This is a genomic window from Sphingomonas sp. SDUR79 (genome assembly GCF_056821745.1).
Genome location: NZ_JBPDIN010000001.1, coordinates 850,730 through 862,174 on the forward strand (window position 1 = coordinate 850,730; position 11,445 = coordinate 862,174).

Below are 11,445 nucleotides of genomic sequence, written 5' to 3' on the forward strand. Positions count from 1 at the left end.
AGAACTCACCGCATGGCACTTACGCATATCTCGGTCCGCGGCGCGCGCGAGCATAACCTCAAGGGCGTGGACATCGACATTCCGCGCGACACGCTGACGGTCATCACCGGCCTGTCGGGCTCAGGCAAATCCTCGCTCGCCTTCGACACCATCTATGCCGAGGGGCAACGGCGTTACGTGGAATCGCTCAGCGCCTATGCGCGCCAGTTCCTTGAGATGATGCAGAAGCCCGATGTCGAGCATATCGACGGCCTGTCTCCCGCGATCAGCATCGAGCAGAAGACGACCAGCCGCAACCCGCGCTCGACCGTCGCGACGGTGACCGAGATCTACGATTATATGCGCCTGCTGTGGGCGCGCGTCGGCATTCCCTACAGCCCCGCGACCGGCCTGCCGATCGCGGCGCAGACCGTCAGCCAGATGGTCGACCGCGTCCTCGCGCTTCCCGAAGGCACCCGCCTGCTGCTGCTCGCCCCGGTCGTGCGCGGCCGCAAGGGCGAGTATCGCAAGGAACTCGCCGAATGGCAGCGCGCCGGCTTCCAGCGCGTCCGCATCGACGGCGAAACCTATCTGATCGAAGAAGCCCCCGCGCTCGACAAGAAGTACAAGCACGACATCGAAGTCGTCGTCGACCGCCTCGTCGTCCGCGACGACATCGCCACGCGGCTGGCCGAGAGCTTCGAGACCGCGCTGAAATTGGCGGACGGCCTCGCCTATGTCGATCTGGTGGATACGACGGTTGGGGAACTGGTCGGAGGCCGTGTCAAGGAAGCGCCGCAGAAGTTCGCCGCTGAACCCGTCGCCCCGGCGAAGGGCATGAAAAACACCGGCATCCCCGACAACCGCATCGTCTTCTCCGAACGCTTCGCCTGTCCGGTCAGCGGCTTCACCATCGCCGAAATCGAGCCGCGCCTGTTCTCCTTCAACGCCCCGCAGGGCGCATGCCCGGCCTGCGACGGCCTTGGCGAAAAGCTGGTGTTCGACGAAGACCTCGTCGTCCCCAACCACGACCTCAGCATCAAGAAGGGCGCCGTCGTCCCCTGGGCCAAGTCCAACCCGCCATCGCCCTATTACATGCAGGTCCTCGGCAGCCTCGCGCGCGAATTCGGCTTCTCCCTCGACACCCCGTGGAAGGACCTGCCCGGCGAAGTCCAGCTGATCATCCTCCACGGCACCGGCGGGCGTCCGGTCACGCTCACCTTCATCGATGGCCGCAAAAGCTACGACGTGAAGAAGCCGTTCGAGGGCGTCATCGGCAACCTCAACCGCCGCATGCTCCAGACCGAAAGCGCCTGGATGCGCGAGGAGCTGTCCAAGTACCAGGCCGCCCACGCCTGCGAAACCTGCCACGGCGCCCGCCTCAAGCCCGAGGCGCTGGCGGTCAAGATCGCCATGCGCGACATCTCCAGCGTCACCCGCCTGTCGGTCGCCGACGCGGTGCCGTTCTTTCAGACGCTCCCCGACGCGCTCACCGGCCAGCAACGCGAAATCGCCCGCGCGATCCTCAAGGAAATCGACGAACGCCTCGGCTTCCTAAACAATGTCGGCCTCGACTACCTCAACCTCGATCGCACCAGCGGCACGCTGTCGGGCGGGGAGAGCCAGCGCATCCGCCTCGCCTCGCAAATCGGCAGCGGCCTGTCCGGGGTCCTCTACGTCCTCGACGAACCCAGCATCGGCCTGCATCAGCGCGACAACGACATGCTCCTCGTCACGCTGCGCCGCTTGCGCGATCTCGGCAACACCGTGCTCGTGGTCGAACATGACGAGGACGCGATCCGCAGCGCCGACTACGTCATCGACATGGGTCCGGGCGCCGGCGTCCATGGGGGCGAGGTCGTGGCACAGGGCACCTTCGACGAAGTGCTCGCGTCCGAAAACTCGATCACCGCCGACTATCTCGCCGGCCGCCGCGAAGTCCCGCTCCCCAAAAAGCGGCGCAAGGGCAATGGCAAGAAGCTGACCGTCCACAACGCCACCGCCAACAACCTCACCGGCGTCACCGCGTCGATCCCGCTCGGCACCTTCACCTGCATCACCGGCGTGTCCGGCTCGGGCAAGTCGAGCTTCACCATCGACACGCTCTACGCCGCCGCCGCGCGCCACCTCAACGGCGCGCGCGTGCTCGCGGGCAAGCATGACAAGATCACCGGCCTCGACCATCTCGACAAGGTGATCGACATCGATCAGTCGCCGATCGGCCGCACCCCGCGCTCCAACCCCGCGACCTATACCGGCGCCTTCACCAACATCCGCGACTGGTTCGCCGGGCTGCCCGAGGCACAGGCGCGCGGCTACAAGCCCGGCCGGTTCAGCTTCAACGTCAAGGGCGGGCGGTGTGAGGCCTGCACCGGCGACGGCCTGCTCAAGATCGAAATGCACTTCCTCCCCGACGTCTACGTCACCTGCGACGTGTGCCACGGCCAGCGCTACAACCGCGAAACGCTGGAGGTGAAGTTCAAGGGCCGCAGCATCGCCGACGTGCTCGACATGACGGTCGAGGACGCGGTCGAATTCTTCAAGGCCGTCCCCCCGATCCGCGACAAGATGGCAATGCTCGCCGAAGTCGGCCTCGGCTACGTCAAGGTCGGCCAACAGGCCACGACCCTGTCGGGCGGCGAAGCCCAGCGCGTCAAACTCGCCAAGGAACTCAGCCGCCGCGCCACCGGCCAGACGCTCTACATCCTCGACGAACCCACCACCGGCCTGCATTTCGAAGACGTCCGCAAGCTGCTGGAGGTGCTCCACGCGCTGGTCGAACAGGGCAACACCGTGGTGGTGATCGAACACAATCTGGATGTCATCAAGACCGCCGACTGGATCCTCGACTTGGGCCCCGAAGGCGGCGTCAAGGGCGGCGAGATCGTCGCCGAGGGTACGCCAGAGGCCGTGGCGAAGGAGCCGCGGAGTTATACGGGGAAGTATCTTGCGCCGTTGTTGGAGCGGGGTGGGGTCAAGGAGCGGGCTGAGGTGGCGGCTAGTTAAATGGTCGGCCTCAGCTTGTCTGAATGTTGACGCCAGTTTTCAAACGACCTGAAGGTGCTTGCGGTTTTGTGAATATATATGGTTCCACCGGTGAAATCCACGTATGGATAAAGCCCTAAAAACTCTTCTCCATAATATGTGGTAATGTTATAGCGCTCTGCTAAAGGTAATATGGCAACATTACCGTTATTTCCATCGAAATAACCCAACTCCCAAGGCATCCAGCGAGACTTGCTTGCATTTCCAGAATGGGCATAAAAGAGTGATTTGCATTGACGCATTCTTACTCGTAGCTTTTCAGCGGTAGCCGCTGTGACGTTTGATCTATCTAACTGGGGGTCGTCGATCCAGTCAACATAAACGGACTTCCCCAGGCGCTCGAGCGTCCTTTTAATCCCTAAGATAATCTCTGCGTCCATCCGAGAGTGCGATAGGAATATGTCGAATGACGTCAGCGCAGTTCTGGCGCTTTCGTTCAATGAAGCAGTAGCGGATTTGTTAAGGCGAACAGATTCTAGCCTGCCCGCCTGGCGAGCTTCATCAATAGTAAGTAGCATTTAACGACCCGCCATAATTGCTGCGCGTTCAATCCAGCCGGATAGATCATTATGTCCGGTATAGAGATAAATCGGAGCGTTAATTTGAGTAAGAAGATTAGGTACCTCGCCTTGCGGGTCCTGCATTCTATCGTGTCCAACCAAGTTATTTATACGCAATCCTAAAATGCCGTTTCCCCGCGCAATTGACTCTCTGATTTCATAATTGATGTACCGCCGCCCGGCAGTTGCCGCCCCGATGCAAACCACCGTAACGGAGGTTCCATAGAGTGCAGAATCTATCATTCGCTTGATGGCGTCATCGCCTTTGCGCTTTGTTTCTTCCCAAAGAGAGGCGTCGCGAAAACCTGCTGCTGATTCGGGGATAACGTTAGTGATGCTACGAATTTGATTAACGCGAAACACATCGCGCTGGTAATGAAAGCTAAAAAAAACATGCCGCGCCATGCATCGCTCCTATTTTCGGCGTGATAAGATCCCTGATACTACGCGTGAAATATCATCGAGTGTCGCACTATTATCAGACAGCTTGTCCAGTTCATCGTCTGTAGGTCGCGTGGCGTTTGGACCGCTATCTTTCGCTGACGAACCCTTAAGCATCGTGGCGATCGTCGTCGCCGCTCCGCCAGTGGATCCAATTGGAATGATAAAGCTCTGTTTCGCTTTAGCTATCTCAAATTCTCGCATGACTCCGTCGGCAGAGATTGCTGGACCACCCGATGTTTTCTTGAGTCCGCTGATTACAACCATCGTGCCAGATAGTCGCGCCATTTCCTGCCGGAGCCGCTCTTTCTGGGCTTGGTCAGGTGAGGAGTTGGGTGATGGTTGAGGAAACGGTCTGACGATCAGTCGACGCTCAAGGTCCCATGCTCCCGTCCTTTGCAAGCCGTCCAAGAAGCCACCGAGGGCAGCAGGCCCAACTGTAAGGCCTGAGCCCGAAACTAAGCTGAAACCTTTATCGGCAGCCTGCATTCCAACTAACGCGGCAACCTTCCGAACGAAATCAGAGGCGGGTGTTGATACATCTTCGGGAAAGCTCCCAGAAACCCAAATACGATGTCTCGAAACATATCTTTCTAATTCGAGCAGAAGCTCATCTATCGCTCCGTAAGTTGGAACCTCCACAACATTAAAACCGTAACGAACAAGATCGGATGCCCAATGCTGGTGGCGCACCGTGCGAGCTTGGAACGCGTCGTCGTTTTCGAAGTCGCTCCGGTCTGGAGTTTTCGTAATAAGATAATGTTGAGATGCGCTATTTGGAAAGCTCTGTCTTATCGACGAAAGTACGTGCCTGATATTTGGATCTGTCAGGCTGACACCGGTAAACAAAAATGTTCGGCTCATCATTTCAGCTTCGAGCAGATTTAGAAATGGGCCGCGGTTATCTCGGTATAGTTCATAATCGTCCGTTGATATAACTAAGCCATTGGTATCGTCTATTGTGCCATGCATTTTGTATATCTTGACGCTACCTGGCTGGGCACCCTTGACTGAAAGCTGGGCTCGCGTCGCCTTCAGATCATAAGGCCGCCCTATCTGTGACAAGGCCCGCTCGATCAATCGATCGTAGTTGGTGGTCCAAATGTGCCTCAGGGGCAGCCTTGCGATGACCTCCAAGGCCGGTGGAATGGTCCTATCTGGACCTATTTGATCAAATAGTGTTGCGTTGACGCGCGCGCGGTTTAGACCGTCAGCGCGAATTGCCCACTGGGCGATGGCAGCGAGATCGTCTTGATCGGCTAGCTCTAGGCCGAGTTCTTCGGCAATTTCCTCCAGCAATTTCTTCCACGACGGGTAGCCTGCGGCCATGGAAGTGCCGGCACCGACAAATATGCCGGCAGACTCGTCAGCAATTGCGCGGGAAAAATCTCGCAGAAATCTTTTTCGCGCTGACATCGCTCCCCCCAAAAAAATTGGTATTAGCTAGCTACAAGGCTAGTAGTGCAAATGTTGTTGGTGTCATTCTGGACGAAGGTTTACAGAAGTGGAAGGCCTTAACTCTCTAACCTAACCGCTCCATGCCCCACCTCGAAACCCAATTCGCCCATCTCGGCCGCAACGCCACCGCAACCGTCGAACCACCCTTCGACGGCATGGCCTGGTACGCCGGATACGAACAACGCCACGCCGCCGACGGGATCGAGGGGCGGCTGGTCATGCAGTACAGCTTCACCGAAAGCTGGACCGCGTGGGAAGTCCATCCGCACGGCGCGGAGCTGGTCATCTGTACTGCGGGGGAAATGACGCTGGTGCAGGAGCTGCTCGATGGCACCACCACCCGCGAAACCCTCACCCCCGGCGACTATGCGATCAACCCGCCCGGCGTGTGGCACACGGCGGACGTGCCCCCCGGCACCACCGCCACCGCCATCTTCATCACCCCCGGCGCCGGCACCGACCACCGCCCGCGCTGATCTGCGCGCTCATCGCGCCACGCCCGCCAGCGCGTCCAGCTCCGCCGCGCGCCCGGCGCTCGCCGGGATCACGCTCAAACTGCCATCGGTTTCCAGCACCACGGCGGCGGCGTCCGCGATCCGGCCGATGCCCTGCTGTCGCAACGCCGCGTCGATTTCGTCGCGCGTCACCCGCTCCGCCGCCATCGCGTCGCGCCGCGCCACGCCATCCTCGACCAGCAGGCGCGGCTCGGCGCGCACCGCATTGCGGAACCAGCGCCACCGGATGGAAGCTCGCGCCACCGCATATTGCAGCCCGGCGAGCATCGCGAACGCCAGTGCGCCCTCGGCCAGCGCGACGTCCTTGCTCAGCAGCACCGTCGCCAGCGTCGACCCCAGCGCCACCGTCACCACCAGGTCGAACGCGTTGAGCTTGGCCAGCGCCCGCTTCCCCGCCGCGCGCAGCACAACGATCAGGATCGCATAGGCGCACAGCGTGATGACGATGACCCGCAACAGGCCAAATCCGGTGTCAAAGAACATGCCCCATCAAGTCGCCGCGTGCGCGCTTGTTCCGCGCCGCGTCGCGGTGGCACCCGGAACCCGCACCCGTGTTGCCGTGTTCTCTCGCCATTCCCCCAGCAATTTCAGAGAGATCGATCATGGCAACCCGCACCACGACCCCCAAGGCCAAGCCCGCCACCAACGCCTCGGGGCGCGCCGCCACCAAGCGCGCACCGACCAAGCGGACCGCGTCGGCAAAGGCCACCCCGCGCAAGGCTGCCGCGCGCAAGTCCCCCGCGCGCAGCAAGGCGACCGCCGCACAGGGCGGGGCCGCCAGCACCGCGCTCGCCGCGCTGCGCCGTAACGCCTTCCCGCTTGCCGGGGCGCTCGCCGCCGGTGCCGCGACCGCCGCCGCTTTGTTCTTCACCCGCCGCAGCAACGTGCTCGCAGAGGGTCACTCCGCCCCGGATCTTGAGGGCGACGCACATCCGGGCGCAGACGACCGCGCGGTCCAGCATTTCCGCCCGAATATGGATGCGCCAATGACCGCCGCCGATCGCGCCGCGCTCGCCCCGGCGCTCGCCAATGGCGACGCGCGCGCCGACCTGCGCCACTGATCCGACGCAGCGGCCGGGCAGGGGGCTTTCCTACACGTCCCCCGCCGGCATAGCTGGATGGTCCTCTCGCAATCGACAGGACCATCCATTGTGCCGTTCCCAACGCCCGCACCCCTGCCTGACAACCCCGTCGCGCCGCGGTCGCGTGGGTGTCGCGTCGCCGTCGCGAACCGGTCGCGTCGCGGGCCGAAACCCGTCGCTTCCGCCCAAAACCCCTCCATTTTTGTCAGCATCGTCGGACAGGTGTCAGTCTCCCGGGAACACCCGTTGCGCTATGGGGCAGGGGAGCGCCGCCGCCCCCCGCCGGGGGCTGCCCTTGTAATTTCGGGGGATAGGGCGCATATAGGCGCTGCTACAGTCGCAAATCGACGGTCTTCGGTGCTTTGCGGCCCCTTCTTCCTTCTTTCCCTGCCTCCGCAGCTCGAGGTCCGCCCGATCGGGGCGCGCCGACAATTGAAGGAAGTATCCAATGAGCATCACCGGAACCGTCAAGTTTTTCAATTCGGACAAGGGCTATGGCTTCATCGCCCCCGACAACGGCGGTGGCGACGCGTTCGTTCACATCTCGGCCGTTGAGCGCGCCGGCATGGCGACGCTGAACCAGGACCAGCGCGTCAGCTACGAGCTGGAGCAGGACAAGCGCGGCAAGATGGCCGCCGTGAACCTGCAGGCCGCCGACTGATCCGCGACGGGCGGGGCGCATCCGTGTCCCGCCCGCCGTCTTTGCAGAAAAGGAGCGCTTAATGGCTGCCCAGACGCTGACTTATCGTGACAATGCGGCCAAATGCCGTGCCGACGCCGACGCGGCGACGCTCGACAATGTCCGCGACCGCAACCTGCGTGCCGAGGCCGCATGGCTTGCCATGGCCGACCGCCAGCAGCGCACCGAAACCGCCCGCGCCGAGCGTGAGGCGAACATCATCCCCCGACAGGAAACTCAGTGAAGTCTATTTTTTCGAATACGTATCAGACCGTTACCAATAATCCGCGGTCGGCCCGTCCGCCGCTTACCTTCCTCGCCCGCCGCACCGCCGACGACCTCCGCGCCGCCGCAGTGGCCCGCGCCGCCGTCCTCGAAGTGATCGGCTAGAACAGCTCGGCAATTCCTGCGGTCAGCAGCAACAGGCTGACCGTCGCCAGCAAGACCGCATTGGTCCGCCGCCCATTGACCCGCAGCAGGACCAGCAGCAGCACCAGCACGCCAAGCGAGGCCAGCACCTCCACGGCGTCGCCGGTGCCGGAAAATGTCTCCTCCGGCGACGCGACCACGAACTCGAGCGCGATTGACCCGATCCAGCTCCCGACATTCGCCGCCAGCAACCCGCCGATCACCATCCGGTTCTGCCGATCGTACCACAGGTCGAAATCCGGCCAGTCCCCCGGGTCATCCGGAAAGATCAGCGAAGCGGCCAGATAATAGATCCCGACGATCGCCAGCACGCTGACCAGCGTCAGGTAATTCGCCACGATCTGGCTCTGCGCCTCCCAGGCCAGCAGCCAGAATGAGGTCAGGTCGAGGATCACGACGATGCCCAGCAACGGCGTCAGCCAGCCGACCCGCACCGCCTTGCCGCCCCGCTTGAGCTTCAGCGCCCGGGCAAAGCCGCCCAGCACCTCGGCAATCGCCAGCCCCAGCAACAGCCCATAGACCGCGAACACCAGCTCGAATGGTGTCATGTTCAGTTTCCCCGCTTGTGGGGTTCAGCTTAACCCACTCGACCCAAAAGAAAACCGCCGCCCCGGTTGCCCGGGACGGCGGTGTTTCCAGTTAGCGTGCGGTGTCGATTAGAAGCCGACGACCAGCGAACCCAGGAACGTGCGCGGATAACCGATCTGGACGAACGGAGCGCTCGACGAAGAGATCGTGCCCGAGCTGTTCGCGGCGATGCTCGACAGGTTGCCCGAGAAGCCACCGACATAGAGTTCGTCGAAGGCGTTCATCAGGTTGAACTGGAAGTAGGTCTCGTCGCCGAGGCCGGCCCAGTTCAGCTTCACCCGTGCGTGGAAATCAACCAGCGTGTAGGCCGGGGTCTTCGCCGGATACAGGATCGACGCCGGCGTCGGGCCGGTGCCGGTGCGGATCGGGTTGTTGTCATCGAACACATAGCGCGAACCGGTGCGCTTCACGTTCGAACCGAACGTCACCGGGCCGATATCGGCGTTGAAGCCGGCACCGAGGGTGTAGGTCGGGGCACCCGCTTCGCGCTTGCCGGCGGTCATCGCAAAGATCTGCGTGCCCGTCGTGGTGGTCGCCAGAACGACATTGTCCTGGATTTCCGATTCCAGCAGCGAACCGAAGGCGTAGACGCTCAGGGCCGAAATCGGCTGCCAGCTGATGTTGGCGTCGACGCCGTACTTCTTCACGCGGCCAAGGTTACGATAGACGGTACGCTCCAGCTCGGGATCATAGGCCGAAGCCAGACGATCGGTGTAGTTGGTGTACCAGCCGACAACCTGGGCATGGACCGTCGACGAGCGGTAACGCAGACCGACGTCGAAATTGTCCGTCTTCTCCGGCCGCGGCTGCGCCTGTGCGGCGGTCACCGGGAAGTAGAAGCTGTTGTACAGATTGTCGGTACCCGGTGCCTGCAGGCCCTGCGAGAAGTTGCCGAAGGCCGAGAAGTTCGAGGTCAGGTCATAGACCAGGCCGATGTTCGGCAGCGCCTTCTTGTAGTTGAAGATGCGCTGCTGCGGAGCCGAGGTCGCGAAGGTGCCGACGCCCGGAACGGTCTGGGTCGGGTTGGCCGCCAGCCATGCCGCCTGCGCCGCCGAGTCGCCGTTGAAGCACTCAACGAAGCCCGATGCCGACGAGGTCGCGCAATAGTTGGTCAGGTTGCGACGCATGAACGGCAAGCGGACGCCCGCATTGACGGTCAGGTTGCCGAACTCACCGCGATATTCACCAGCGATCTGGTGCAGGATCGCGAACGACAGACGATCACGCTTTTGCAGCGCGCGACCGTTGCGGTCTTCCAGCGGGTCGTTGACGGGGAACGGATCCCAGGTCGCGCCATTGGCCTGCAGGAAATTGGTCTCGCCGGTCTGGCGGTGACGTGCGCGGTCATACGAATAGGCAAGACGCAGCGTGTTCGCATCGTCCAGGGTCCAGCGCAGCGAGGCGATCACGCCGATGCGATGGGTCTGGGTCTGGCTGGGAGCCAGCACACGAACCTGGTCGAGCATGTCGCCGTCGCCATTCAGGTCGCGACCGAAATAGGGCGAACCGCCGATATAGCCGGTGATCGGCGTACCGCCAGCGTTGAACGTGCCTTCACGCGCCGTCGCGGTGCCGCCGCCATTCGCCTTCACATACTGGTACGACGGATCGACCGACAGGACGAGGCTTTCACCAAGGGTGAAGCGCGATGCACCGCGAATGTTGCCGGTGTTCGACGGGTTGATGCGGCGATCGAATTCCGAACCGCAGCTGTTGGCCGTGTCGGCGAGACCCGGGCGGGGCGTCGCGAGCAAGCAAGGCGCGATCGAGTAGAAGCGCTCTTCCTTGGTCTGCGGGAAGCGGTTGGGGGTGACGCGACCGGCGTCGTTGCGCAGCGCGACCGAACCGAAGAAGTTCTTGCGGTTCACGTCATAGGTGCCGGCGACCGAGATGAAATCGCCATTGTCGCCCAGCGGCTGGTACAGGCGTGCGTTATACTGCTGACGGTCAATCTTGCCTTCGCGATAGAAGGTCGCGCCGCTGGTGACGTTGCTGGCCGAGATGAACGCGCGCAGGCCCGACGAGGTCAGGTTGCCCGTGTCGACCATGCCGAACACGCGGAAGAAGCCATATTCGCCGGCCGAGCCGACCAGCTTCACGCCGAAATCCTCGCCCGGAACGCGGGTACGGAAGTTGACGGTCGAGCCCGTCGCAGCCGCGGTCGGGCTGTCGACGTCGGTGGTGCCGAGGTTGACGCTGACGCGCTCGATCAGTTCGATGTCGAGCTGCTGGCTGAAGTAGAGCGCATAGTTGCCCGAGTCGTTCAGCGGGATGCCGTCGACGGTCTGGCTGATGCGATCCGACGAGAAGCCGCGGATGGTCATCGTGCCGCCGGCCGAACCGAACGCATCGTTGTTCTGGAAGCTGACGCCCGGCAGGCGGTTGATCACTTCGTTGATCGACTGGCCGGGGACCGATTGCTGGATCGCCTCGGCACTCAGCTCGGCCTTGGCCTTCGACGTATCAGGAACGATGACACCGGCGACGCCCGTCGAGACGCTCGAGCCGGTGATGACGATTTCGCCTTCGTCAAAGTCAACCGAACCGGTCGACTGCGCGTGCGCCGCGGCAGGAAAAGCGAGCGCAGCAACAGCCGCGCCGATCAGCAGATGGTTTCGCATTATGGTCCCCTTAGGATGGGCTGTTCAAAGCCTACGCGAGCGGTGTCG

General features: G+C 62.3%; 12 protein-coding genes. 6 read left to right on the plus strand and 6 right to left on the minus strand.

Going from position 1 to position 11,445, the window contains the following annotated elements:
• Window positions 1–12: 12 nt before the first annotated feature.
• Window positions 13–2,985 (plus strand): excinuclease ABC subunit UvrA, encoded by a 2,973-nt coding sequence (gene uvrA, locus ACRYLO_RS04120; protein WP_482659000.1) that lies wholly within the window; start codon window positions 13–15, stop codon window positions 2,983–2,985.
• Here uvrA and ACRYLO_RS04125 read toward each other — a convergent pair.
• The 3 genes from ACRYLO_RS04125 to ACRYLO_RS04135 are packed head-to-tail and all read right to left on the minus strand — an operon-like array spanning window position 2,982 to window position 5,441.
• On the minus strand, window positions 2,982–3,542 hold the full coding sequence (locus ACRYLO_RS04125; RefSeq protein ID WP_482659001.1) for a toll/interleukin-1 receptor domain-containing protein: 561 nt from the start codon (window positions 3,540–3,542) through the stop codon (window positions 2,982–2,984). The two genes, uvrA and ACRYLO_RS04125, sit on opposite strands and share 4 nt — an antisense overlap.
• Complete coding sequence (locus ACRYLO_RS04130; protein ID WP_482659002.1) at window positions 3,543–3,989, minus strand: TIR domain-containing protein; 447 nt, start codon at window positions 3,987–3,989, stop codon at window positions 3,543–3,545. It lies immediately after the preceding gene.
• A 9-nt stretch (window positions 3,990–3,998) separates the two neighbouring features.
• On the minus strand, window positions 3,999–5,441 hold the full coding sequence (locus ACRYLO_RS04135) for an SIR2 family protein (protein ID WP_482659003.1): 1,443 nt from the start codon (window positions 5,439–5,441) through the stop codon (window positions 3,999–4,001).
• 122 nt (window positions 5,442–5,563) lie between these two features.
• On the opposite strand from ACRYLO_RS04135, the gene ACRYLO_RS04140 reads away from it, so the two are divergent.
• Complete coding sequence (locus ACRYLO_RS04140) at window positions 5,564–5,959, plus strand: cupin domain-containing protein (RefSeq protein ID WP_482659004.1); 396 nt, start codon at window positions 5,564–5,566, stop codon at window positions 5,957–5,959.
• A 9-nt stretch (window positions 5,960–5,968) separates the two neighbouring features.
• Here the strand turns inward: ACRYLO_RS04140 and ACRYLO_RS04145 are convergent, their stop codons facing one another.
• On the minus strand, window positions 5,969–6,481 hold the full coding sequence (locus tag ACRYLO_RS04145) for a DUF421 domain-containing protein (protein WP_482659005.1): 513 nt from the start codon (window positions 6,479–6,481) through the stop codon (window positions 5,969–5,971).
• 119 nt (window positions 6,482–6,600) lie between these two features.
• Here ACRYLO_RS04145 and ACRYLO_RS04150 point away from each other — a divergent pair, with 119 nt between their 5' ends.
• The 4 genes from ACRYLO_RS04150 (at window position 6,601) to ACRYLO_RS04165 (ending at window position 8,149) form a co-directional block, all read left to right on the plus strand.
• Window positions 6,601–7,059 (plus strand): hypothetical protein, encoded by a 459-nt coding sequence (locus ACRYLO_RS04150; RefSeq protein WP_482659006.1) that lies wholly within the window; start codon window positions 6,601–6,603, stop codon window positions 7,057–7,059.
• Window positions 7,060–7,528: 469 nt separating this feature from the next.
• On the plus strand, window positions 7,529–7,741 hold the full coding sequence (locus tag ACRYLO_RS04155) for a cold-shock protein (protein WP_066658172.1): 213 nt from the start codon (window positions 7,529–7,531) through the stop codon (window positions 7,739–7,741).
• A gap of 61 nt (window positions 7,742–7,802) precedes the next feature.
• On the plus strand, window positions 7,803–8,003 hold the full coding sequence (locus tag ACRYLO_RS04160; RefSeq protein ID WP_482659007.1) for a hypothetical protein: 201 nt from the start codon (window positions 7,803–7,805) through the stop codon (window positions 8,001–8,003).
• Window positions 8,000–8,149: a hypothetical protein gene (locus ACRYLO_RS04165; protein WP_482659008.1), complete on the plus strand. Its 150-nt coding sequence runs from the start codon at window positions 8,000–8,002 to the stop codon at window positions 8,147–8,149. Before ACRYLO_RS04160 ends, ACRYLO_RS04165 begins: the two co-directional genes overlap by 4 nt.
• Here the strand turns inward: ACRYLO_RS04165 and ACRYLO_RS04170 are convergent.
• Together ACRYLO_RS04170 and ACRYLO_RS04175 are read right to left on the minus strand one after the other, a co-directional pair.
• Entirely contained in the window at window positions 8,146–8,736 is a 591-nt protein-coding gene (locus ACRYLO_RS04170; protein ID WP_482659009.1) for a hypothetical protein, read from the minus strand. The genes ACRYLO_RS04165 and ACRYLO_RS04170 overlap by 4 nt on opposite strands.
• A 108-nt stretch (window positions 8,737–8,844) precedes the next feature.
• Window positions 8,845–11,397 carry a TonB-dependent receptor gene (locus ACRYLO_RS04175; RefSeq protein ID WP_482659010.1) on the minus strand — a complete coding sequence of 851 codons (2,553 nt, stop codon included), beginning with the start codon at window positions 11,395–11,397 and terminating at the stop codon, window positions 8,845–8,847.
• Between the last annotated feature and the right edge of the window lie 48 nt (window positions 11,398–11,445).